Annotated in this window: 24 protein-coding genes and 1 riboswitch; of the genes, 10 read left to right on the top strand and 14 right to left on the bottom strand. The window is 52.1% G+C overall.

Annotated features, from left to right (window positions below):
* Window positions 1-9 precede the first annotated feature (9 nt).
* The 3 genes from M2371_RS07515 to M2371_RS07505 are packed head-to-tail and all read left to right on the top strand — an operon-like array spanning window position 10 to window position 3,100.
* Window positions 10-768 (top strand): endonuclease/exonuclease/phosphatase family protein, encoded by a 759-nt coding sequence (locus tag M2371_RS07515; protein WP_172895163.1) that lies wholly within the window; start codon window positions 10-12, stop codon window positions 766-768.
* A complete protein-coding gene (clsB, locus tag M2371_RS07510) occupies window positions 765-2,051 on the top strand; it encodes a cardiolipin synthase ClsB (protein WP_259267368.1) in 1,287 nt (428 codons plus the stop codon). The genes M2371_RS07515 and clsB overlap by 4 nt, the downstream gene beginning before the upstream one ends.
* Complete coding sequence (locus M2371_RS07505; protein ID WP_259267367.1) at window positions 2,051-3,100, top strand: YbhN family protein; 1,050 nt, start codon at window positions 2,051-2,053, stop codon at window positions 3,098-3,100. The genes clsB and M2371_RS07505 overlap by 1 nt, the downstream gene beginning before the upstream one ends.
* Here the strand turns inward: M2371_RS07505 and M2371_RS07500 are convergent.
* The 6 genes from M2371_RS07500 to moaA all read right to left on the bottom strand — a co-directional run bounded on the left by M2371_RS07500 (window position 3,097) and on the right by moaA (window position 6,623).
* Window positions 3,097-3,807 carry a Bax inhibitor-1/YccA family protein gene (locus M2371_RS07500; RefSeq protein ID WP_034494157.1) on the bottom strand — a complete coding sequence of 237 codons (711 nt, stop codon included), beginning with the start codon at window positions 3,805-3,807 and terminating at the stop codon, window positions 3,097-3,099. The two genes, M2371_RS07505 and M2371_RS07500, sit on opposite strands and share 4 nt — an antisense overlap.
* Before the next feature lie 87 nt (window positions 3,808-3,894).
* Entirely contained in the window at window positions 3,895-4,347 is a 453-nt protein-coding gene (moaE, locus tag M2371_RS07495) for a molybdopterin synthase catalytic subunit MoaE (RefSeq protein WP_034494155.1), read from the bottom strand.
* 1 nt (window position 4,348) lies between these two features.
* Window positions 4,349-4,594 (bottom strand): molybdopterin synthase sulfur carrier subunit, encoded by a 246-nt coding sequence (gene moaD, locus M2371_RS07490; protein WP_259267366.1) that lies wholly within the window; start codon window positions 4,592-4,594, stop codon window positions 4,349-4,351.
* Window positions 4,587-5,084 (bottom strand): cyclic pyranopterin monophosphate synthase MoaC, encoded by a 498-nt coding sequence (gene moaC / locus M2371_RS07485; protein ID WP_259267365.1) that lies wholly within the window; start codon window positions 5,082-5,084, stop codon window positions 4,587-4,589. Before moaC ends, moaD begins: the two co-directional genes overlap by 8 nt.
* A gap of 3 nt (window positions 5,085-5,087) precedes the next feature.
* Window positions 5,088-5,600, bottom strand: coding sequence for a molybdenum cofactor biosynthesis protein B (gene moaB / locus M2371_RS07480; protein ID WP_259267364.1), 513 nt, complete (start codon window positions 5,598-5,600; stop codon window positions 5,088-5,090).
* Between the two features lie 33 nt (window positions 5,601-5,633).
* Complete coding sequence (gene moaA, locus M2371_RS07475) at window positions 5,634-6,623, bottom strand: GTP 3',8-cyclase MoaA (protein ID WP_034494147.1); 990 nt, start codon at window positions 6,621-6,623, stop codon at window positions 5,634-5,636.
* A riboswitch (molybdenum cofactor riboswitch) is annotated at window positions 6,611-6,742 on the bottom strand. It overlaps the preceding gene by 13 nt.
* 201 nt (window positions 6,743-6,943) lie before the next feature.
* On the opposite strand from moaA, the gene yvcK reads away from it, so the two are divergent.
* The gene (gene yvcK, locus M2371_RS07470) at window positions 6,944-7,852 is read left to right on the top strand and encodes a uridine diphosphate-N-acetylglucosamine-binding protein YvcK (RefSeq protein WP_172895174.1); all 909 of its coding nucleotides are present in this window, start codon (window positions 6,944-6,946) and stop codon (window positions 7,850-7,852) included.
* 30 nt (window positions 7,853-7,882) lie between these two features.
* Here yvcK and uvrB read toward each other — a convergent pair whose 3' ends face one another.
* Complete coding sequence (uvrB, locus tag M2371_RS07465; RefSeq protein ID WP_259267363.1) at window positions 7,883-9,898, bottom strand: excinuclease ABC subunit UvrB; 2,016 nt, start codon at window positions 9,896-9,898, stop codon at window positions 7,883-7,885.
* 815 nt (window positions 9,899-10,713) lie between these two features.
* On the opposite strand from uvrB, the gene M2371_RS07460 reads away from it, so the two are divergent.
* Window positions 10,714-11,424 (top strand): ABC transporter ATP-binding protein, encoded by a 711-nt coding sequence (locus M2371_RS07460; protein ID WP_034494140.1) that lies wholly within the window; start codon window positions 10,714-10,716, stop codon window positions 11,422-11,424.
* A gap of 43 nt (window positions 11,425-11,467) precedes the next feature.
* Here the strand turns inward: M2371_RS07460 and M2371_RS07455 are convergent, their stop codons facing one another.
* The 6 genes from M2371_RS07455 to bioB form a co-directional block, all read right to left on the bottom strand.
* A complete protein-coding gene (locus M2371_RS07455; protein WP_259267362.1) occupies window positions 11,468-11,986 on the bottom strand; it encodes an AlpA family transcriptional regulator in 519 nt (172 codons plus the stop codon).
* 17 nt (window positions 11,987-12,003) lie between these two features.
* Window positions 12,004-12,267: a hypothetical protein gene (locus tag M2371_RS07450; protein ID WP_072011145.1), complete on the bottom strand. Its 264-nt coding sequence runs from the start codon at window positions 12,265-12,267 to the stop codon at window positions 12,004-12,006.
* A gap of 171 nt (window positions 12,268-12,438) precedes the next feature.
* On the bottom strand, window positions 12,439-13,122 hold the full coding sequence (gene bioD, locus M2371_RS07445; RefSeq protein ID WP_259267361.1) for a dethiobiotin synthase: 684 nt from the start codon (window positions 13,120-13,122) through the stop codon (window positions 12,439-12,441).
* Window positions 13,115-13,873: a malonyl-ACP O-methyltransferase BioC gene (gene bioC, locus M2371_RS07440; RefSeq protein ID WP_259267360.1), complete on the bottom strand. Its 759-nt coding sequence runs from the start codon at window positions 13,871-13,873 to the stop codon at window positions 13,115-13,117. Before bioC ends, bioD begins: the two co-directional genes overlap by 8 nt.
* Window positions 13,857-15,008: an 8-amino-7-oxononanoate synthase gene (gene bioF / locus M2371_RS07435; protein ID WP_172895178.1), complete on the bottom strand. Its 1,152-nt coding sequence runs from the start codon at window positions 15,006-15,008 to the stop codon at window positions 13,857-13,859. Before bioF ends, bioC begins: the two co-directional genes overlap by 17 nt.
* A complete protein-coding gene (gene bioB, locus M2371_RS07430) occupies window positions 15,005-16,045 on the bottom strand; it encodes a biotin synthase BioB (RefSeq protein WP_259267359.1) in 1,041 nt (346 codons plus the stop codon). Before bioB ends, bioF begins: the two co-directional genes overlap by 4 nt.
* Window positions 16,046-16,134: 89 nt before the next feature.
* Between bioB and bioA the strand changes: the two genes are divergently transcribed.
* From bioA to M2371_RS07410, 4 genes are all read left to right on the top strand, one after another.
* Window positions 16,135-17,424, top strand: coding sequence for an adenosylmethionine--8-amino-7-oxononanoate transaminase (bioA, locus tag M2371_RS07425; RefSeq protein WP_259267358.1), 1,290 nt, complete (start codon window positions 16,135-16,137; stop codon window positions 17,422-17,424).
* Window positions 17,425-17,494: 70 nt separating this feature from the next.
* Window positions 17,495-18,175, top strand: coding sequence for a type 1 glutamine amidotransferase domain-containing protein (locus M2371_RS07420; RefSeq protein ID WP_172895181.1), 681 nt, complete (start codon window positions 17,495-17,497; stop codon window positions 18,173-18,175).
* Window positions 18,176-18,190: 15 nt separating this feature from the next.
* Window positions 18,191-18,667 carry a kinase inhibitor gene (locus M2371_RS07415; RefSeq protein WP_259267357.1) on the top strand — a complete coding sequence of 159 codons (477 nt, stop codon included), beginning with the start codon at window positions 18,191-18,193 and terminating at the stop codon, window positions 18,665-18,667.
* A gap of 127 nt (window positions 18,668-18,794) precedes the next feature.
* Window positions 18,795-20,099, top strand: a complete 1,305-nt coding sequence (locus M2371_RS07410; RefSeq protein WP_259267356.1) for a putative acyl-CoA thioester hydrolase — start codon at window positions 18,795-18,797, stop codon at window positions 20,097-20,099.
* 56 nt (window positions 20,100-20,155) lie between these two features.
* Here M2371_RS07410 and pgl read toward each other — a convergent pair whose 3' ends face one another.
* The gene (gene pgl, locus M2371_RS07405) at window positions 20,156-21,154 is read right to left on the bottom strand and encodes a 6-phosphogluconolactonase (protein WP_172895184.1); all 999 of its coding nucleotides are present in this window, start codon (window positions 21,152-21,154) and stop codon (window positions 20,156-20,158) included.
* A gap of 142 nt (window positions 21,155-21,296) precedes the next feature.
* Here pgl and M2371_RS07400 point away from each other — a divergent pair, with 142 nt between their 5' ends.
* Window positions 21,297-22,115 carry a pyridoxal phosphatase gene (locus tag M2371_RS07400; protein WP_115630034.1) on the top strand — a complete coding sequence of 273 codons (819 nt, stop codon included), beginning with the start codon at window positions 21,297-21,299 and terminating at the stop codon, window positions 22,113-22,115.
* The last annotated feature ends 46 nt before the right edge of the window (window positions 22,116-22,161 follow it).

The raw sequence follows: 22,161 nt of genomic DNA, 5'->3' as shown, positions 1-22,161 counted from the left end.
GGGAGAAGCATGGGTAACAAGTCTCAGCACTTTTCCTTTAAAGTGCTCACAATTAATACACACAAAGGTTTCACCGCACTCAACAGGCGCTTTATTTTGCCGGAGTTGCGTGATGCGGTGCGCGCGGTTTCCGCCGATATCGTCTGCTTACAAGAGGTCATGGGTGCCCACGAAGCGCATTCGGTGCGTTTTGAAAACTGGCCGGAAACCAGTCATTACGAGTTCCTCGCCGATACGATGTGGAGCGATTTCGCCTATGGCCGCAACGCGGTTTATCCCGAAGGGCATCACGGAAACGCGGTGCTGTCTCGCTTCCCAATCCATCATTTCGAAAATCGTGATATCTCGGTCGACGGCCACGAAAAGCGCGGAATGCTGCATTGCCAGATGAAAGTTCCGGACAAAAATGTGCGCGTACACGTGATTTGCGTGCATCTGGGTTTGCGTGATGCGCACCGTCAGGCGCAGCTCAATATGCTGTGTCAGTTGGTGAATACTCTTCCGGAAGGCGAGCCGGTGGTGGTTGCCGGGGATTTCAATGACTGGCAGCAACGCGCCAACCGGCAATTAAAGCAAACGGGTTTGGATGAGGTGTTTACCCGTGCATCTGGCCGCCCGGCTCGCACCTTCCCTGCCCGCTTCCCACTGCTGCGCCTTGACCGAATTTATGTGAAAAACGCTTCCGCAAGCGCACCAACAGCGCTGCCGTTGCAGCAATGGCGGCATCTCTCGGACCATGCGCCACTCGCCGTGGAGATTCATCTATGAAAAATAACTGGCGCGACGGGAACCGGATTTCATTGCTTGAAAACGGTGATCAGTTTTTCCCTGCGGTATTCAAAGCCATTGAACACGCTCGTAGCAAAGTGCTACTCGAGACATTTATCTGGTTTGAAGACGATGTCGGCAAGCAGTTACATAAAGTCTTACTCGATGCGGCCCAGCGCGGCGTTAGCATTGAAGTTCTGCTTGATGGCTACGGTTCACCCGATTTAAGCGATAAATTCGTTGAACAGCTGACAACGGCTGGGGTGCTATTCCGCTATTACGACCCTCGCCCATTGGTGTTTGGGATGCGCACGAATTTATTCCGCCGCATGCACCGGAAAATCGTGGTGGTTGACGGTTCGGTGGCGTTTGTCGGCGGAATTAACTATTCCGCAGAACAGATGAGCGATTACGGCCCGGAAGCCAAGCAGGATTATTCGGTAAAAGTCGAAGGCCCGGTGGTGGACGATATTTATCAGTATGTGATTTCTAACTTGCCGGGCAATGACCACAAGCGCCAGTGGTGGCGACGCCGCCGGAATCCTGCACAAGAAAACCTCGCACCTGGTGAAGCGCAGGCATTGTTTGTCTGGCGTGATAACGACCAGCATCGCGATGATATTGAGCGTTATTATTTGAAAATGCTCAGTAAAGCCAAACGCGAAGTGATTATTGCTAACGCGTATTTCTTCCCAGGTTACAGGTTGCTACATGCGATGCGTAACGCATCGCGGCGCGGCGTTTCGGTGAAGCTCATCGTGCAAGGCGAGCCGGATATGCCGATAGTCAAAGTCGGTGCTCGTCTGCTGTACAACTACCTGGTGCGCTCCGGGGTGAAGATCTACGAATACCACCGCCGCCCACTGCACGGCAAAGTCGCTATCATGGATGACCACTGGGCCACCGTCGGCTCCAGTAATCTTGATCCGCTGAGTTTGTCGCTAAACCTCGAAGCGAATCTGATTATTTATGACCGCACGTTTAATGACACGCTGCGTGCCAATCTGACCTCTTTGATTGCCAAAGACTGCCATCCGGTCGTTGAGTCAATGCTACCTAAACGAACCTGGTGGAATTTGGGTAAAAGCGTGCTGGCATTCCACTTTTTGCGCCACTTCCCGGCCATGGTCGGCTGGTTGCCCGCGCACACGCCCAAACTTGCGCAAGTCATGCCCCCGGCGCAGCCACATATGGAAACTCAGGACAGAGTTGATATCGGTAATCCGGCTTCCGCCGGTATTGAGAGCGACACTGAAACGGAAAATCAGGGAGTGAAATACTGATGTCGCACTCTCATCCTAAATGGCGCAAAGCAAAGAAAATCCTCACCTGGTTATTTTTTATCGCCGTTATCGTATTGCTGGTGGTGTATGCCACAAAGGTTGACTGGCAGGAGGTCTGGAAGGTTATTAGCAACTATAACCGCCTGGCGCTGTTTAGCGCGGTCGGACTGGTCATCCTGAGCTATCTGATTTACGGCTGTTACGACCTGCTGGCGCGCTCGTATTGTGGGCACAAACTCGCAAAACGACAGGTGATGCTAGTGTCGTTTATCTGCTATGCATTCAACCTTACGCTCAGTACCTGGGTGGGTGGCATTGGCATGCGCTATCGGCTTTATTCACGGCTCGGACTACCCAGCGCCACTATTACGCGCATCTTTTCTCTGAGTATTTCTACTAACTGGCTGGGTTACATTCTGCTGGCGGGCGTGATTTTTACCGTAGGCGTGGTGCAGTTACCCGATCACTGGTACATCGACGAAACCACGCTGCGGATTTTAGGTGCCGTATTGCTGGCGATTATTGCGGTTTATCTGTGGTTCTGCGCGTTTGCCAAACATCGCCATATGACGATTAGAGGCCAGCGTCTGGTGTTGCCATCGTTCAAATTTGCGCTGATGCAGCTTGTCATTTCCAGTAGTAACTGGATGGTGATGGGCGCAATTATTTGGCTGTTGTTGGGTCAGCAGGTGAATTATTTCTTCGTGCTGGGCGTGCTGTTAGTGAGCAGTATCGCCGGGGTGATTGTGCATATTCCTGCCGGGATTGGCGTGCTGGAAGCCGTATTTATCGCATTGCTTGCCGGGGAGCATGTCAGCAACGGCACCATTATTGCGGCACTGATTGCCTACCGAATGCTGTATTTTATCGCCCCGCTGCTGCTGGCGATTGTGTGCTATTTGGGGCTTGAGAGTCGGGCGAAGAAGATACGAGTGAAGAACGAGAAGAAGCTAAACAACCCTCACCCCAGCCCTCTCCCTGAGGGAGAGGGAGCAAGCTTTTCCCCTTCTTCCCCTGGAGAAGGCCGGGATGAGGGCGAAAGAACTTAGCGGCGGTTGCCGAAAATACGCAGCAACATCAAGAACAAGTTGATAAAGTCGAGATACAGCGTCAACGCGCCAAGAATCGAATACTTGCGCATGGTTTGTGTATCGCGGGTATCAATTTGCTCGCCGATGTTTTTCAGCTTCTGCGTGTCATAGGCCGTCAGACCGACAAACACGATGACGCCGATGTACGTCACCGCCCACATCAGCGCGGTGCTTTTCAGCCACATATTGACCAGCGAAGCTAAAACAATACCGATTAGCGCCATAAACAGCATATTGCCAAAGCCGCTCAGGTCGCGTTTGGTGGTATAGCCGTACAGGCTCATCGCGCCAAACATCCCGCCTGCCACTACAAACGTGCTGGCGATAGATGAATAGGTGTAGACGATAAAAATACTGGAAAGCGTCAGGCCCGTGAGTGCCGAATAGAGCATGAACAGGCTGGTTGCCATACCCGCGCTGAGCTTATGCACCATGCCAGAGAGCACAAACACCAGCCCCAATTGCACGATGATCAGCCCAAAGAAGGTGATCTTGCTGGAAAAGACAAATTCCATCACCGCTGGCGTATTTGCGGCGTACCAGGCGATAAATGCCGTCAGTAACAGGCCGCAGGTCATCCAGCCATAAACTTGTGCCATGTATGCCTGCAAACCGGTACGGGCCTGCTGCACGATGGTGTCATTGGAACGTGGGAATCGATCCATGATGCTTCCTTAAGTGAATTACGTTGACCGAATATCAGGCTCAAAGGCCTGTACCTTAAGATTAACACAACTACATGAAGGTGCCTGTTACCAGCGTTTCGCAGCTTGCTTATCTGTTTCGCGTGCTTCGACCCAGCGATCCCCGTCAGCCGTGGCTTCACGCTTCCAGAATGGCGCGCGCGTTTTCAGATAATCCATGATGAATTGTGCGGATTCGAACGCAGAACTGCGGTGCGCGCCAGTTACGCCGACAAAAACAATTTCGTCACCAGGCCACAACTCACCGATGCGATGAATCACGCTAACGCGTTGCAGCGGCCAGCGCTGGCGAGCTTCTTCGATAATTTCCGCCAGTGCTTTTTCCGTCATCCCCGGATAGTGCTCAAGCGTTAAGGCGCTGACACTATCGCCAAGGTTGTGATTACGAACTTTGCCCGTAAATGTCACTACCGCACCGTCTTCATCGCACTGCGCAAGCCACTGGTATTCTTCGCCAACGTTGAAGTTTTCGTGGCTAACACGAATTCGGGTATTTTCCATTTTAGCCTCCGGTAACCGGCGGGAAGAAAGCGACTTCGTCACCATCATTCAGCGGGCTATCAAAACTCACCAGTGTCTGATTTACCGCAGCCAGCAATTTGCCAGACTCCAGCGCCAGTGCCCAGCGCTCGCTTCTGTTTGCCAGTTCAGCACGCAACTGCTCGACATCACTGAAAGTAGCGTCCAGTTGCAGACGGTCACAATCGACCAGCTCACGCACCTGAGCAAAAAACAGGACATTAATCATGCGCAGCCACCTTGCTATCTACCTTAAAGTCGCCGGACTTTCCGCCGCTTTTCGCCAGCAAACGCACAGGGCCAATCACCATATCTTTCTGCACCGCTTTGCACATGTCGTAAATGGTTAACGCAGCAACCGATGCAGCAGTTAGCGCTTCCATTTCCACGCCGGTTTTACCGGTCAAACGGCAGACGGATTCGATACGCACGCGATTATTTTCAGGTTCGGCGGCTAAATTGACTTCGACTTTACTGAGCATCAGCGGGTGGCAAAGGGGAATCAAATCCCAGGTGCGTTTTGCCGCCTGAATACCGGCAATACGCGCCGTGGCGAACACATCACCTTTGTGGTGGCTGCCTTCAATAATCATGGCAAGCGTAGCTGCTTCCATGGTGATAAACGCTTCTGCTCGCGCCTCGCGCACCGTTTCTGCTTTAGCAGAAACATCCACCATGTGCGCTTCGCCAGCGGCATTAATATGAGTGAGTTGCGACATAGTTTATTTCTTGAGATGAGGGTGAAAATTGCAAGGGCGCACGCGGGCATCCAGTTGCGGCGCAATGATGTTGTCCCACGCGGTATGACATGCTTTGGTGGAACCGGGCATGGCAAAAATCAGTGTTTTGTTTGCCACTCCCGCAAGGGCGCGTGATTGCAGCGTAGAAGTGCCGATCTCTTCAAACGAGAGCATCCGGAACACTTCACCAAAACCTTCGATTTCCCGGTCAAACAACGGGAGTAATGCTTCGGGAGTCTGGTCGCCTTCGGTAAAGCCTGTGCCACCGTTAATCAACACAACCTGGACTTCGTCATCAGCAATCCACTGGGAAACCTGTGCGCGAATGGCGTAGCGATTTTCTTTGACGATAGCTTTGGCTACCACATGGTGGCCCGCTTCAGTGGCGGCTTCGCGCAGATAGTGCCCTGAAGAGTCGTCCTCTTCACCGCGACGGCTTGAAACGGTCAGAATAGCCATATGTACCGGGATAAATTCACTGCTTACCTGGCTCATGAAATTCTTCCTTTTGGTCTGATTTTATCTGGTTTACCCGCCAATATAAGACAGGTTTTGAGTGATTCCGGTATCACCGTCATGCAGGAAATGGGTCTGTTTTTTATGCGTTAAGGCTTCGGCTATGCGCGCTTCAAGTTCGTCAATTTGCTCGTCGCTTGCCAGCAAATCACGCAGGGAAATGCCCTGTTCGCCAAATAAACATAGATGCAGATTTCCAACCGATGAGACACGCAGGCGGTTGCAGCTGGCGCAGAAGTCTTTTTCATACGGCATGATAAGGCCGATTTCACCCGCGTAATCAGGGTGACAGAAGACCTGCGCCGGGCCGTCGCTGCGGCTGCGCAGCTGATGCACCCAACCACGTGCCAGTAGTTGGTCGCGGATGGTTTTGCCGGAGATATGATGTTTGCGGAATAGCTCGCCGCCATCGCCGGTTTCCATCAGTTCAATGAAACGCAGCTGAATCGGGCGCGGTTTAATCCACGCAAGGAAGGTATCGAGTTCGTGGTGGTTTACGCCACGCATCAGGACGGTGTTCACTTTTACGCGCTCAAAACCGGCGGCAAAAGCAGCGTCGATGCCATCCATTACCTGGCGAAATTTATCCTGCCCGGTAATCGCGTGGAACTGGCGAGCATCAAGACTATCGACGCTGACATTCACCGCGGTCAGCCCGGCGTCACGCCATTGCTGGATATCACGCGCAAGACGATAGCCGTTAGTCGTCACCGCAATCTGGCGAATGCTGGCGTTTTCATGCACGGCGGCAATGATGTCGGTGAAATCTTTTCGCAAAGAGGGTTCGCCACCGGTCAGACGTACTTTTTCAGTACCCAGGGCGGCAAATGCGCGCGTGACGCGGCGAATTTCATCAACGTTGAGGAAACTTTTGTTCGCCACACCGTGAGGCTTGTAGCCATCCGGCAGGCAATAGTTGCAACGGAAATTGCAAACGTCGGTAACAGACAAACGCAGGTAAAAAAACTTACGCGCGAATGCATCGGTAAGTTGGGTAGCCATGTACACCTTCCAAATACGGGAGATGCAGTCATTTCTTACTGCACCCTGGTGACTCAAGGTCACGGCCAAAGCACCGTATCTTTCGACTTAGGTCCAGAGGCTTAGTGTGTTTAGAGCGATAGTAGCGCGTGACGGCGTTCACCGCCATAACAGCTTTCGCTATATAAATATATACATAACGAACTAATCGTTCAATTTCGCCACAGACTACGCGAAAAGTGAACTTTTGCTTTGATATACATCATTAACCGCCGGAGCTGAATCGTATTTTGACTGCATTTGCGCTACTTTATTTCGATAGTTCGTCATAAGGAATAGCTATGCGCAATCGCACGTTTGCGGATTTGGACCGGGTAGTCGCCCTTGGCGGTGGGCACGGTCTGGGCAGGGTCATGTCGTCCCTCTCCTCTTTGGGTTCACGTTTAACCGGCATTGTTACCACTACCGATAACGGCGGTTCTACGGGGCGCATTCGACGCTCTGAAGGAGGCATCGCCTGGGGTGACATGCGCAACTGTTTAAATCAATTAATTACCGAACAAAGCGTTGCTTCAGCAATGTTTGAGTATCGTTTTGGCGGTAATGGCGAACTTTCAGGTCATAACCTCGGAAACTTGATGTTAAAGGCGCTGGATCACCTGAGTGTGCGGCCTCTGGAAGCCATCAATCTTATTCGCAACCTGCTTAAAGTGGACGCATTTCTGATTCCAATGTCCGAGCAGCCGGTAGATTTGATGGCAACGGATGCAGATGGCCATTTTATTTATGGTGAAGTGAATATTGACCAGCTTTCTTCGCCGCCGCAGGAGCTGTCGTTATATCCGAAAGCCCACGCCACGCGTGAAGCAGTGCAAGCGATTGCAGAAGCCGACCTGATTTTGATTGGCCCCGGCAGTTTTTACACCAGCTTAATGCCGATACTTTTGCTTGAGGATATGGACCAGGCGCTACGCCGCACTCCGGCCCCGGTCGTTTTCATTGGCAATCTGGGCAAGGAATTGAGCACCGCCGCAGCCAGCCTGTCGCTTGCACAGACGCTTGACATCATGGAACAGCGAATCGGTAAACGTATTGTGGATGCGGTAGTGGTTGGCCCGCAGACAGATGTTTCTGAGATTACCGACCGCGTGGTGATTCAGGAACCGCTGGAGGCGAGTGACGTTCGGTATCGCCACGACAGGCATCTGCTTCGCCAGGCACTTGAAAAAGCTATTCAGCAGCTCGGATAAAACAACGCCTTCTTAATGAAGGCGTTTTCATTATGACGTTGCAATAAACAACTGCCGTAACTGATGAAGCTGGTCACGAATTTGTGCGGCTTCTTCAAATTCCAGATTTTGCGCGTGCTCCAGCATCTTCCCTTCGAGTTGATGGATTTTCTGCTGCAACGCTGTTGGTGTCAGGATGATTTCATCATCTTCAATCACGCTACGCGCTTTGCTCTTCATCCGGCCTTTAGTTTTCGCCATGCCTTCGCCAAGCTGGAGGACATCCACCACTTTCTTATTTAGCCCTTGCGGCGTAATCCCGTTTTCTTCGTTGTAACGTTGCTGTTTCTCGCGGCGGCGCTCCGTTTCGCCAATCGCTTTCGCCATCGACGGGGTGATTTTGTCACCATACAGAATCGCTTTGCCGTTGATGTTACGTGCCGCGCGGCCAATAGTCTGAATCAGTGAACGCTCGGAGCGCAGGAAGCCTTCTTTATCGGCGTCCAGAATCGCCACCAGCGACACTTCAGGCATGTCCAGGCCTTCACGTAGCAAGTTGATACCCACCAGCACGTCAAACTCGCCAAGGCGCAAATCACGAATGATTTCCATACGCTCGACGGTATCAATGTCCGAGTGCAGATAGCGCACTCTCTCGCCATGCTCTTCGAGATACTCCGTCAAATCTTCGGCCATACGTTTGGTTAACGTCGTCACCAAAACGCGCTCGTTAATTTCGACACGTTTACGGATCTCAGAAAGCAGATCATCGACCTGTGTCCCCACCGGGCGAACTTCAATGATCGGATCCAGCAAGCCGGTCGGCCTGACGACCTGATCGACAACATCGCCACCCGATTTTTCTAATTCGTAATTGCTCGGTGTTGCCGAAACATAAATAGTCTGCGGCGCGAGTGCTTCAAACTCTTCAAATCTCAAAGGGCGGTTATCAAGCGCTGAAGGCAGACGGAAGCCATATTCCACCAGCGTTTCTTTACGCGAACGGTCACCTTTGTACATTCCACCGATTTGCGGAATAGTGACGTGGGATTCGTCAACCACCAGCAAGCCGTCGGCTGGCAGATAATCGAATAGCGTCGGCGGCGGCTCGCCAGGCCCACGGCCAGAAAGGAAGCGCGAGTAGTTTTCAACGCCAGAGCAATAGCCCAATTCGTTCATCATTTCTAAATCAAACTGAGTTCGCTGCGTGAGGCGCTGCTCTTCAAGCAATTTGTTGTTGGCGAGCAGCACTTTTCTGCGGTCAGCCAGTTCAACTTTGATCTCTTCCATCGCTTGCAGAATACGTTCGCGCGGTGTGACGTAGTGCGATTTAGGGTAGACAGTGAAACGCTGGATAGCCTGGTCAACTTGACCTGTGAGCGGGTCAAACAGCGAAAGCCGTTCAACTTCTTCATCGAAAAGCTCAACGCGTAATGCGAGGTCGTCCGACTCGGCCGGGAAGATATCAACCACTTCACCGCGCACGCGGAAAGTACCGCGCTGGAATGCCTGGTCGTTGCGGGTATATTGCAGCTCCGTCAGGCGCCGTATGATAGAACGCTGATCGATGATCATCCCTTTGGTCAGGTGAAGCATCATCTTCAGATATAAATCCGGGTCGCCCAGACCGTAAATCGCCGACACCGACGCCACAACAATGACATCACGCCGCTCGAGCAAAGCCTTGGTTGCTGACAGGCGCATTTGCTCGATGTGTTCGTTCACTGAGGAATCTTTTTCGATAAAAGTATCAGAGCTTGGAACATAGGCTTCGGGTTGGTAGTAGTCGTAATAAGAAACGAAGAACTCCACCGCGTTATCCGGGAAGAACTCTTTCATCTCGCCATACAACTGCGCCGCCAGCGTTTTGTTTGGAGCCAGCACCATAGTGGGGCGTTGTAAATCAGCAATCACATTTGCCACGGTGAAGGTTTTACCGGACCCGGTTACACCTAATAAAGTCTGGTGCGCAAGTCCGTCTTCCAGACCCTCTTTCAGGCGACGAATGGCATCAGGCTGATCGCCAGAAGGTTTGAATGCTGAATTTAATTTGAACGCTTTACTCATGAAGAGGCTACCTGATGAAGAAACGAGCGGGCCGGAGGATAATTTTACTCGGCACAGGAAATTTTGCCAGAAAAAGATACTGGATGAAAAACCAGTCCCTTGCCGTCACGTTTATGATACCGACACGATTTACCGCCAGGTTTGCATGTAAAACATACAACTGTTAGCGGTTTACGCTGACCAAAATGGTTATCCCCAGATTTTTTTACCTTTTAACATTTGTCAAGCAGTGTCATAAAAGCGTAAGGAACATCTGTGGCACTTTTATTGCAGCAATTGATTTTATTCAACTCGTTAATTTTTAAAGGTTATTTAAGAAAGTCTGGTTTCGCGCCAATTCATGCGCAACCCGCGTCCGCTCTCGCTTACCGTAAGTTTTCTAACTCTAATGCACATGGTTATCCACAGGAATAGTGGATAACTGCTCTCAGGCCTTTTGCAGCGCAGACCGCAAAAAACCCTAAATTCTCTGTGCGGGAGGCTAAAAATATTTTTCCAGATTATTTTTGGCTTTTTTTTGCTCGTCCTGAGGTCGATATTTCTTTTGATCCTGCTCACGGATTACGCATTTGAGAAAATAGTGTCACAGACTTGCACCAAACACGTAAACAGCCAGGCACCGACAAAGTGCATGCTCTTTTTAAAGTCGTAGAAGCCGAGCACTTATTCACCCTTTTTTATGAGTCTTTTCTCAAAGTTGCATTGTTCTGGCTCCGACATCGGTTCATGGCAGGAGAATTGCAGTGATGATAGACGCCATGCTTCAAATCGCTGAAGTAGCCTACGTTGTTCAGCCTGCCAGAAGGAGAGTATCGATGTTGAGTCTTCGTGCTGTTAATCAGTTTTATGGCGAAAGCCATGTGCTGTGGAATCTGGATCTCGAACTCGCGCCAGGCGAATGCACCTGCGTTCTGGGCGCACCAGGAATGGGTAAAACGACTCTGGTCAACTGCATCACGGGTTATCTGCCAGTGCAAAGTGGCAGTATGACCTGGCTTGAAGCAGGCCATCCTCCGCAAGATTTACTGACTCAACCCATTGAAGGCCGGGCTGCGCTAGGAATGAGCTACGTTGCGCAGGACAGACGAATATTTTCTCAATTAAGCGTTGAGGAGAACCTCCAAATTGCGCTTTTAGCGGCTCGTATACCGTCACGCGCGATACCCAATATGATCTATGAGCTTTTCCCTGAACTTTACAGCTTGCGCCACATGCGGGGCGGAGAGCTTTCTGACTACCTTCAGCAGCAGTTAGCTCTGGCACGGGCGCTAGTGACTGAACCGAAACTGTTGATTCTTGATGAACCGACTTTTGGCAGTGGCCAGCGTTTTATCAACGATCTGGGAAATATCATTCGCAGGCTAAGCCGTGACTTTGGGCTGACTATCCTTTTGGTAGAACAACGGTTGTCGTTTATTCGCCGTGTCGCAGACCGCTTCTGTTTGCTTCATCGTGGGCGAAATGTGGCCCAGGGAAACGTCGCTTTGCTGGATGACAAACTGGTTTCCAGTTGGATAGATCCATGATGGTGTACCCTTCGACGGCAAGAACAGAACACAAGTTCTGCCGTCACAACTGGCCCAGTTGCTTCTGTATGTTTGCATCAACATCCGCCAGTTCCCTCTGCAAATTACATTGGCGGGTAATGGCTGATAATTCCACCAGCGGCAAAGGGACTTTCGACACACCCGCTTCACGCATCCAACGCAGCACAGGCTCCAGGTGCCAGATGGCTGTTTTACCGTCATGCACAGGCTGAGGAAATGCATCCCGGCTCACCATCACTTTGCGCATATACTGGCGTGAAAACCCCAGCAGTTCAGCGATATCAGTAAGCCCCACCAGGTCGGGCATCACTTCAACCAGTGCCGCTCCTGGAATAATGCGCTTAACGTCTTTAATGGCTGAAACCACCGCCTGCTTTGCATCTTGCGCTTCGCGAATAAAATTCAATGCAATGCGCCCGGTCACTCCCACGCCAACGAGCGCGTCATCACAACCCTGAGCCCCTAAGGCTTCAACCCATTGCTGCGGATTCTGGCTCTTTTCTGGCAGCGTGAAAATCACTGTAAAACTAAACTCTGACATGTCCTGCTCCTTGCAACTCAATGCCTGATAATAGGTGGCGTGCCCTGTTGACTACAGTTATCGACAACACGGCGGATTTGCCGCGCGTGGTTATACGCACTACGCGGTGTACTCCAGATACAGCTAATACAAAACTCACCGCAGCGGCAGGCTTTATCATTCCATGGGCAATACATCTTTCCCCAACAGTGCGAACCGCCAGGCCGCACTTTCCAGCCCTGACATTCGGCATAGGTCAATGCTGCCTCGATATCTTTATTCGGGTGTAACCGCCGCGTCATAAAACCTCCAGTCGATACTCTCAAAAAAGTTGTCATGTGACAACATAAATTGAGAGACAATTTACTCCTGGCCTGGTTTTCTACAACAAGAAATTCAAACGATTAATAGCTACAGGAAGAGCGCCCGAAAGATTTATCGGGCGTTGCAGAAATATGCGAGTGAAATGCGGGCTATGCCGAAAGAAGAGAAATATTCAGGTGAGCACCCAATACCGTTTGATCGCTGATTTCCGGGCAGAAAGGAATTTCACCCAGCATCGGGGCTTTTAAAACATCACGCAGCGTCGCGATGTATTCTTCATGACGTTTGCCCGTTGGCTGAACGTCATTGGCAATCCAGCCTGCGAACTTTAAGCCGGAGTTCTGAATTGCCAGTGCCGTCAACATGGCGTGGTTGATACAACCCAGTTTCACCCCTACCACCAGAATTACCGGCAGTTGTTCTTGTATCACCCAGTCAGCAAAAGTTGTGGTTGTTGAAAGTGGTGTAAACCAACCTCCTGCGCCCTCGACCTGCAACCAGTCTGCCTTCGTTGAAAGTGCCTCAAGCCCCGCCGACATTTGCGAAAAATCGATAGGCCGTTGTTCCTGCGCGCTCACGATATGCGGCGACGTGGGTTCCAGAAATGCAAACGGATTGACTTGTTCATAGTCTAATTCAACGCTGCTATTGCGCTGAAGTGCCAGCGCATCGCTATTACGAATGCCCTGCGCCGTCATCTCGCTTCCCGACGCGACCGGCTTATATCCCACGGTACGTAAACCCGCCGCTGTAGCCGCTTGTAGCAATGCACAACTGGCGACGGTTTTGCCTACTTCTGTATCGGTTCCGGTGACAAACCATTTTTTAATCACGTTCAATAACTCCACAAACGAGTTGCCAGGTCAGGGGGAATTGCCCCTCTTTTTGCGGCCAGGCGAGACTTAATTTTTGCAATTGTTGACGGGTCATCAACGATGTTTTGCGCCCGTCATGAAGATGCGTAGCGCCAGTGCCCTTCAGCGATTGCATGGCACTTATCACGCTGTCGTAATACTGGGTAATCTCATGAATTTGCAGAGAACACCGCCAGCCATGACACGCTTCCTGAATCTGCGTAAAAGGCAGGAAATGGTTGGCATGGGATTGTTCATCCACCGCCTGCCAGGCAGTGTGCAATTCACTTAATGAACCGGCTGCAAGGGTGGTGAATGCCACACACCCGCCCACACGCGTGATGCGGTAAAGCTCGCTCAAACCACTTCGTAAGTCGCTACACCACTGCACAGCAAGGTTGCTCCAGGCGAGGGAAACCTGCTTTTGCGAAAGCGCTATGGCTTCGATATCGCCTTCGAGATAGCAATCAGCGCAACCATTGAGTGCGGCATGTTTCAACATTGCAGGTGAGAGATCCAGGGCCGTCACATGGCATCCTTTTTCACGCCATGCGCGGCTGTACCAACCGGTGCCACAACCGGCATCCAGCACGGTTGAGATTTCCCGGCCTTCAATCATTTTTGCGAGCAATGTTCCACTCTCACGCTGTAATTGCGCGTGGCTGTCGTAGGTGGTTGCTGCGCGGCCAAATGCAGAAGCGATAGCCGTTTTGTTAACAAGTCGCGTCATGCAATGCCTCCAGCAGCCTGTCGATGTCCTCAAAGGTGTGGCTGGCGGTGAGCGTAATACGCAGCCGCGCAGTACCCTGCGGCACAGTGGGAGGGCGAATCGCAGTCAGCCAGAATCCCCGCTCACGCAAAGTGGCGGCAAGCTGAATCGCCGCCTGATTTTCGCCCACAATTAGCGGTTGAATGGCCGTTTGCGAGGCCCTTAACTCCAGCGGCAAGCGTGCTGCCCCCATACGAAACCGGGCGATGTTGGCGTGTAATTGCGAACGCCTGGAATTATCCTCGTGAATGACATTTAATGCCGCCGTTAACGCATATGCCTGCGCGGGCGGCATGGCGGTGCTGTAAATAAGATGGCGAGCGAATTGCAGCAAATAATCTGCCATCGATTCACTACACAATACAGCGGCACCACTGGCACCAAACGCCTTACCAAACGTCACCACCAGCAAATCGGGCTTAACGTTTTGTTGGTCACAACTGCCCCGCCCTTCATCGCCGATTACGCCGATGCCGTGAGCATCGTCAACCATCAACAAGCCTCCGGCGTGCCGGGTGGTTTGTGCAATATCAGCCAGCGGTGCTTCATCACCGTCCATGCTGAATACGCCTTCCGTCACCACCAATTGCTGCCCTTCTGTTGGCTGCGCAAGCAGTTTTTGCAGAGAAGCGACATCGTTATGGGCAAAGCGCCGAAGTTGTGCCGGGCTATGCATCGCGGCTTCCAGAAGCGAGGCGTGGCTGAGTTTATCCGCAAGAATGCGGTCTGGTTTTTCACTCAGCGCCGCAATCACCGCCTGATTAGCCGCAAACCCTGAAATAAACAGCAGCGCACGCGGATAGCCGAGCCAATCTGCCAGTTGTTCTTCAAATTGCTGATGGGCTTCGTTGTAGCCGGTGACATGCCCGGAACCGCCGCTGCCAACACCGTAAATTTCTGCCCCATGCTGCCAGGCGGTTATGACTCTGGCGTGTTGGCTTATTCCCAGATAATCATTACTGGAAAAATTCAGATAGCGATGGGCGTCTTGCACCAGATAACGGCCACTGCCGTGCTGATTAGCCTGACGGGTTCGGAAACTGCCGCTGGCACGCCGTTGTTCAAGCGCGCCGTCGATGCGTTGCTGCCAGGTCATACAGCCGCCGCGTTGTAATAAGTCTCCGTATCCGCGTTGAGCAGTTGATCGGTGAGTTGCTGCTGCTGTTCGTTATCGCCCGCATAGGTGGTGGTTTGCTGCGGATTAAGCCCCAGTTTGCGGAACAATTGCAGGTCTTTGTCCTCTTCTGGATTTGGCGTGGTCAGCAGTTTACAGCCGTAGAAAATGGAGTTCGCCCCCGCCATGAAACACATGGCCTGAGTTTGCTCACTCATCTGTTCGCGCCCGGCGGAAAGACGCACAAAAGAGGTTGGCATCATGATGCGCGCGACGGCAATTGTGCGAATAAAATCAAACGCATCGACATCTTCGTTATCGGCCATCGGGGTGCCTTTTACCTTCACCAGCATATTGATTGGCACGCTTTCTGGTGGAGTCGGTAAGTTAGCCAGTTGCAGCAATAATCCGGCGCGATCCGTCACTGTTTCGCCCAAACCGACAATGCCGCCGGAGCAGACTTTAATGCCTGCGCCGCGTACTTTGTCGAGCGTATCAAGGCGTTCCTGATAGGTGCGGGTGGTAATAATATTGCCGTAAAATTCTGGCGAGGTATCGAGGTTATGGTTGTAATAATCAAGCCCCGCCGCCGCTAAACGTTCGGCTTGCGCACCGGTTAATGTGCCGAGCGTCATACAGGTTTCCAGCCCCATTTCGCGCACGCCCTGCACCATTTGCTCGAGGTACGGCATATCGCGATCGTTAGGGTTTTTCCAGGCAGCGCCCATGCAAAAACGGGTCGAACCGGCATTCAACGCTTTACGCGCCGAGTCGAGAACCTGCTCCACTTCCATCAGGCGTTCAGACGTCAAACCGGTTTTATAACGCGCACTTTGCGGGCAATACTTGCAGTCTTCCGGGCAAGCGCCGGTTTTAATCGACAGCAGCGTGCTGACCTGAACATGGCGAGGATCGAAGTGCTGGCGATGCACCTGTTGGGCCTCAAACATCAGTTCGAGGAAAGGTTTTTCAAATAAAGCAGTAACCTGCGACAAAGACCAGCGTGCGTGGTGAGCCATTGGGCGTCTCCAAAAAGGGTGTTGTTAGGCATTGATTGACGTTATACTTGTAAACCTAAATCTTTTTTAAATGGTTTACAAGTCACCCTATGACCCCTGCTGATTTAGCGTTCGACCGACAACATATCTGGCACCCGTATACTTCCATGATCCAATCGTTGCCGGTTTATCCGGTGGTTTCGGCGTCGGGCTGCGAACTACAACTTGCTGATGGTAAAGCCCTTGTTGACGGGATGTCGTCCTGGTGGGCGGCAATTCATGGCTACAATCACCCGCGCTTAAATCAGGCGATGAAAGACCAGATTGACCAGATGTCGCACGTGATGTTTGGCGGTATCACGCACCCATCTGCGGTCGCGCTGTGCCGTAAATTAGTTGCCATGACGCCAGAAAACCTTGAGTGCGTGTTCCTCGCTGACTCCGGTTCTGTTGCCGTTGAAGTGGCAATGAAAATGGCGTTGCAGTACTGGCACGCAAAAGGCGAGCCGCGCCAGCGTTTCCTCACCTTCCGTCATGGGTATCACGGCGATACCTTCGGCGCGATGTCGGTCTGCGACCCGGATAACTCCATGCACAGTTTGTGGCAGGGGTATCTCCCGGAGCATCTATTCGCACCCGCACCAAATTGCCGTTTCGGCGATGAATGGGACGAGATGGATATCGTGCCATTTGCCCGTTTAATGGCCGCGCATCGCCATGAAATTGCCGCAATTATTCTTGAGCCTATTGTTCAGGGCGCAGGTGGAATGCGTTTTTATCATCCTGAATGGCTTAAGCGCATTCGCCGCATGTGTGACCGCGAAGGTATTTTGCTGATTGCTGATGAAATCGCGACCGGCTTTGGACGCACCGGGAAACTCTTTGCCTGCGAACACGCGGGAATTTCACCCGATATTCTGTGTCTCGGCAAAGCACTGACCGGCGGCACGATGACGCTTTCCGCCACGCTGACCACACGCCAGGTCGCCGAAACCATCAGCGATGGCGAAGCCGGTTGTTTTATGCACGGCCCGACGTTTATGGGGAATCCGCTGGCTTGCGCCGTCGCAACAGAAAGCCTCGCTTTGCTGGAGGAAGGTCACTGGCAACAACAAGTTAGCGCCCTGGAACAACAGTTGTCTGCGGGGCTGAAACCGTTGCTGGACAGTGAGCAAGTGGCTGATGTGCGCGTGCTGGGCGCGATTGGCGTCGTCGAAACTCACCAACCGGTGGAGATGGCTGCCCTTCAGGCATTTTTTGTCGAGCAAGGCGTGTGGATTCGTCCATTTGGCCGCCTGATTTACCTGATGCCGCCATACGTTATCAGCCATGAGCAACTGGCAAAATTGATCAACGCCGTAGCACTTGCGGTAGAAAACCCGGCGTTTTTCAAGAGCTGAGCACCAGCAAGCCGCGCGAGTTTGCACTACACTTCGAGGATCTTTTCATGCGCCCAACAGGGAGATTTAGATGAAAATTCTCATGGTTTTAACTTCGCACGATAAACTCGGCAACACCGGCAAACCCACAGGCTTCTGGCTTGAGGAGTTTGCCGCGCCTTATTATGTTTTCCATGACGCCGGTCTGGACGTGACACTCGCTTCGCCAAAAGGCGGCCAACCGCCGCTTGATCCCAAAAGTGATGAGCCGGATGCACAAACTGACGACACCCGCCGTTTCCGTGGCGATTCCGCCGCTCAGAAATTATTAGCGAATACCCAAAAGCTTGAGAACATCAACGCTGATGATTTTGACGCTGTGTTTTATCCCGGCGGCCACGGGCCATTATGGGATCTGGCCGAAGATCAAAACTCCATCAAGCTGATTGAGCAATTCTGGGCTGCGGGTAAACCTGTCGGCGCGGTCTGCCATGCGCCGGGCGTTTTGCGCAAAGTTTTAAAACCCGACGGCACGCCGCTGGTCAAAGGTAAACGGGTGACCGGTTTTACCAATAGCGAAGAAGATGGCGTGGGTTTAACCGCTGTCGTGCCTTTCCTGGTGGAAGATGAGCTGAAAAATGCCGGGGGGTTATATGAGCGCACCGACGACTGGGGCGAATATGCGGTGGTTGACGGGCATTTAGTTACCGGGCAAAACCCAGCGTCTTCGGCTATTGCTGCCCAGGAATTGCTAAAACTACTCGATCTATAGTTAAAGGGAGCAGTCATGAAACTCATTAGTCAGGATATTAAAGAAGGTGACAAACTCCCCGCTCGCCACGTGTTTAATGGCATGGGTTACGAAGGCGATAACCTTTCGCCGCATCTGGCCTGGGATGATGTTCCTGCGGGAACCAAAAGTTTTGTCGTGACTTGTTATGACCCGGACGCACCGACGGGTTCCGGCTGGTGGCACTGGGTTGTGGCGAATTTACCTGCCGATACGCGCGTATTGCCGCAAGGTGCAGGTTCAGGGTTAGCCGCCCTGCCAGAACCCGCCGTTCAGACGCGAACCGATTTCGGACAAGCGGGCTACGGCGGTGCCGCACCACCAAAAGGTGAGACGCATCGCTATATCTTTACCGTTCACGCCATCGATGTTGAAACCCTTGAAGTTGATGAGAATGCATCAGGGGCGATGGTCGGTTTTAATGTTCACTTCCACTCTTTAGGCAGTGCCTCGATTACCGCGATGTTCAGTTAATCCACTTTTTATGAAGCCGATTTGCACAATCGGCTTCCTGTTTTGCTCAACTTAGTATAAAAAAGCAGGCTTTCAGATCCCCTTTTAAAATTGCATTCTTTTTAAATTGCACTGCAAGGAGCAAGCCTTGAACACAATTTCGGTTACTCGTCGGGCAGCCGTGCTCGCTTTTGCTATGGCTTTGTCTGCCTGTAGCTCAACGCCTCCGGAAGACCGCCCTTCAACACAAGTGGCACCTGGCACCCAATCCCGTCCGGTTCTTTCGGGCGATGAAGCGCAGAACTTTGTTCAGGCGCGCTACTTCTCGTCTAAGAATAAAGATGAAGCCCCGTGGACACCGTCTTCTATTCGCATTCCTGCGCAACCTGACTTTGTTGTGGGTGCCGCTGGTGGCGAAGGTGTGACGCATACTTCGATTCAGGCCGCCGTTGATGCAGCCATGATCAAGCACAGCAACGCGCGCCAGTACATTGCTATTCAGCCGGGCGAATATGCCGGTACGGTTTATGTGCCAGCAGGCTCCGGTAGCGTCACGCTGTACGGCACCACTGATAACGCAAGCGATGTCAAAATCACGATGCCTCTGGACTCAGAAATTGACGTGAATACCTGGCGTCGTGCGGTTAACCCATCAGGCAAATATATGCCGGGTAAACCAGCCTGGTATATGTTCGATAATTGCCAGAGCAAGCGTAACGCGACCGTTGGCATTATGTGTTCCGCAGTAGTGTGGTCACAGAACAATGGCTTGCAGATGCAAAACCTGACTATCGCCAACACCCTGGGTGACAGCGTTGATGCGTCTAATCACCAGGCCGTGGCGCTGCGTACCGATGGCGATAAAGTTCAGTTGAATAATGTTCACCTGTTGGGCCGTCAGAATACTTTCTTCGTGACCAACAGCGATGTGCAAAACCGCCTGTTGACCGATCGCCAGCCGCGTACTCTGGTGACTAACAGCTATATCGAGGGTGATGTGGATGTGGTTGCCGGCCGTGGCGCGGTGGTGTTTGATAACACTGATTTCCGTCTGGTCAATAGCCGTACTCCAGAAGGTTCGGTGTTCGCGCCTGCCACTCTGCCGAATATTTATTACGGTTTCCTGGCCATCAACAGCCGCTTTAGCGCTGCTGGCGATAACACCGCACAGTTGGGTCGCGCCTGGGATGTTGAAGCGAGCGAAAACGGTTACAGCGCAGGCCAGACGTCTAACGGCCAGGTTGTTATCCGTGACAGCGTGATTAACGAAGGCTTCAACAATGCCAAACCGTGGGGCGATGCCGCAGGTTCTAAGCGTCCGTTTACCGGCAATACCGGAACCAAAGGCGAGAAAGGCGAAATTCAGCGCGATCTGAATGATGCCAACGCGAACCGCATGTGGGAATTCAATAACCGCGGTGTAGGTAGTTCTGTGGTTGATGAAGCGAAATAATCCAACGCTTTAAAACAAAAAACCTCGCCCAGGCGAGGTTTTTTTATGCTTAAAAATCAATGGGCGTTAACAACAACCCACATCGGGCCTTGCCCTACGGCATAACGGCCTTTCTCTTCGAGTAAACCTTGCTCACCGGTGATTTGATAAACCGCGATATGGTGCGATTTCTGCCCTGCGGCAATCAGATATTTACCACTGTGGTCAACGTTAAAGCCGCGTGGTTGAGTTTCCGTTGGCTGGTAGCCTTCCACCGCAAGCACGCTGCCGTCTTCCGAAACGCTAAATACCGTGATAATGCTGGCGGTACGGTCGCAGGTATACAGATGGCGGCCATCCGGCGTGATGTGAATATCAGCCGCCCAACGGGTGTCTGAGAAACCTGGAGGCATGATATCCAGCGTTTGCACGCATTCAATTTTGCCGTAAGCATTTTTCAGCTCCCAGACATCTACAGAGCCGTTCAGTTCGTTGACGCAGTAACCGTATTGCTGATTCGGGTGGAACGCCATATGGCGCGGGCCAGCCCCTTCAACGGTGGTCACTTCCGCTGGGGTTTGAGCGACCAGATGACCGTCGTCAGACAAGGTGAACTGGCAAATGCGGTCTTGCTTGAGCGCAGGCACCCACAGCGTGCGGTTATCAGGCGAAATATTAGCGGAGTGGCAACCTTCCAGACCTTCAACCACATCCACAACATCACCCGGCAGGCCGTCGTTAGCCAGGCTCACAACACTGACACTTCCGGCATTGTAAGACGCGCTGAACAGGAAACGGCCCTGATGGTCGGTAGAGATATGCGTTGGGCTTCCCGGTATTGCCGTCACACCCGCTTCCGTTAGCGTACCGTCATCCGGCGTAATGCGGTATGCAATAACGCGAAACTCAGGGCGTACGCCCACATACAGGTATCGTTTGTCCGGGCTAATCACCATTGGCTGAACCTGGCCTGGGGCGTCAACAACCTGCACCAGAGTCAGTTCACCATTTTGGTTAAGTTGCCAGACGTGAATTTGCTGGCTTTCCGGGCTGGCGGTATAGACTGTTTGTTTCATGAAATCTCTCTCCTCCCAACGTCTTGAGTAATAGTCACAAGGGTAGTGCGTTTTACCGACTCGTGTTGTCATTTTGAACAACGCCGCAAGCGGTGTAACATCGGCACAGGCCTTATGATTCTGAATTTGACTGGAACCCTAAATGACTTATCGCGTAATCGCCCTTGATCTCGACGGCACGTTACTCACGCCGCAAAAAACTATTCTTCCTGAATCACTGACAGCTTTACAACGCGCACGTGACGCTGGCGTGAAAGTTGTCATTGTGACGGGACGTCATCACGTTGCCATTCATCCTTTTTATCAGGCACTGGCTTTAGAAACACCTGCAATTTGCTGTAATGGGACTTATTTGTATGATTATCATGCGAAAAAGGTGCTTGAGTCCGATCCGTTGCAGCCCGCGCAAGCAAACCAGCTGCTTGATTTGCTGGATGCCCACAATGTTCATGGGCTGATGTATGTCGATGAAGCAATGCTGTATCAGGAAACCACCGGGCACGTTTTACGTACCGAAAACTGGGCGAAATCGCTGCCAGAATCCCAGCGTCCGGTGTTCCGCCATGTGAACTCGCTGCGTGAAGCGGCACATGATGTTGAGTCTATCTGGAAGTTTGCGCTGACGGATGAAGACACCGTGAAGCTGAAAAACTTCACCCGGGTGGTTGAACATGAATTGGGACTGGCGTGCGAATGGTCATGGCACGATCAGGTTGATGTCGCGCAAAGCGGTAACAGCAAAGGCATGCGTCTGGCACGTTGGGTTGAATCACAAGGCTTATCCATGAGCGATGTGATGGCTTTCGGCGATAACTTTAACGATTTAAGTATGCTGGAAAGTGCCGGACTTGGCGTGGCGATGGGCAATGCCGATGACGCCATTAAAGCGCGTGCCGATTTAGTGATTGGCACCAATCTGGAAACCGGTATCGCTGAGACGATTTATAAGCATTTGATTTAAAGGGTTAAAATGGTGGATGACGCTGTGCTTATCCACCCTACCGATC

Origin of the sequence: Buttiauxella sp. BIGb0471 (assembly GCF_024807715.1) — a bacterium.
Lineage (GTDB): Bacteria > Pseudomonadota > Gammaproteobacteria > Enterobacterales > Enterobacteriaceae > Buttiauxella > Buttiauxella agrestis.
This window is presented reverse-complemented; position numbering and strand designations above follow the sequence as displayed.

Bases quoted from the DNA above. Each gene is read 5' to 3' on its own strand.
- M2371_RS07515 (WP_172895163.1), top strand. From the start codon at position 10: ATGGGTAACAAGTCTCAGCACTTTTCCTTTAAAGTGCTCACAATTAAT.
- clsB (WP_259267368.1), top strand. From the start codon at position 765: ATGAAAAATAACTGGCGCGACGGGAACCGGATTTCATTGCTTGAAAAC.
- M2371_RS07505 (WP_259267367.1), top strand. From the start codon at position 2,051: ATGTCGCACTCTCATCCTAAATGGCGCAAAGCAAAGAAAATCCTCACC.
- M2371_RS07500 (WP_034494157.1), bottom strand. From the start codon at position 3,807: ATGGATCGATTCCCACGTTCCAATGACACCATCGTGCAGCAGGCCCGT.
- moaE (WP_034494155.1), bottom strand. From the start codon at position 4,347: ATGGAAAATACCCGAATTCGTGTTAGCCACGAAAACTTCAACGTTGGC.
- moaD (WP_259267366.1), bottom strand. From the start codon at position 4,594: ATGATTAATGTCCTGTTTTTTGCTCAGGTGCGTGAGCTGGTCGATTGT.
- moaC (WP_259267365.1), bottom strand. From the start codon at position 5,084: ATGTCGCAACTCACTCATATTAATGCCGCTGGCGAAGCGCACATGGTG.
- moaB (WP_259267364.1), bottom strand. From the start codon at position 5,600: ATGAGCCAGGTAAGCAGTGAATTTATCCCGGTACATATGGCTATTCTG.
- moaA (WP_034494147.1), bottom strand. From the start codon at position 6,623: ATGGCTACCCAACTTACCGATGCATTCGCGCGTAAGTTTTTTTACCTG.
- yvcK (WP_172895174.1), top strand. From the start codon at position 6,944: ATGCGCAATCGCACGTTTGCGGATTTGGACCGGGTAGTCGCCCTTGGC.
- uvrB (WP_259267363.1), bottom strand. From the start codon at position 9,898: ATGAGTAAAGCGTTCAAATTAAATTCAGCATTCAAACCTTCTGGCGAT.
- M2371_RS07460 (WP_034494140.1), top strand. From the start codon at position 10,714: ATGTTGAGTCTTCGTGCTGTTAATCAGTTTTATGGCGAAAGCCATGTG.
- M2371_RS07455 (WP_259267362.1), bottom strand. From the start codon at position 11,986: ATGTCAGAGTTTAGTTTTACAGTGATTTTCACGCTGCCAGAAAAGAGC.
- M2371_RS07450 (WP_072011145.1), bottom strand. From the start codon at position 12,267: ATGACGCGGCGGTTACACCCGAATAAAGATATCGAGGCAGCATTGACC.
- bioC (WP_259267360.1), bottom strand. From the start codon at position 13,873: ATGACGCGACTTGTTAACAAAACGGCTATCGCTTCTGCATTTGGCCGC.
- bioF (WP_172895178.1), bottom strand. From the start codon at position 15,008: ATGACCTGGCAGCAACGCATCGACGGCGCGCTTGAACAACGGCGTGCC.
- bioB (WP_259267359.1), bottom strand. From the start codon at position 16,045: ATGGCTCACCACGCACGCTGGTCTTTGTCGCAGGTTACTGCTTTATTT.
- bioA (WP_259267358.1), top strand. From the start codon at position 16,135: ATGACCCCTGCTGATTTAGCGTTCGACCGACAACATATCTGGCACCCG.
- M2371_RS07420 (WP_172895181.1), top strand. From the start codon at position 17,495: ATGAAAATTCTCATGGTTTTAACTTCGCACGATAAACTCGGCAACACC.
- M2371_RS07415 (WP_259267357.1), top strand. From the start codon at position 18,191: ATGAAACTCATTAGTCAGGATATTAAAGAAGGTGACAAACTCCCCGCT.
- pgl (WP_172895184.1), bottom strand. From the start codon at position 21,154: ATGAAACAAACAGTCTATACCGCCAGCCCGGAAAGCCAGCAAATTCAC.
- M2371_RS07400 (WP_115630034.1), top strand. From the start codon at position 21,297: ATGACTTATCGCGTAATCGCCCTTGATCTCGACGGCACGTTACTCACG.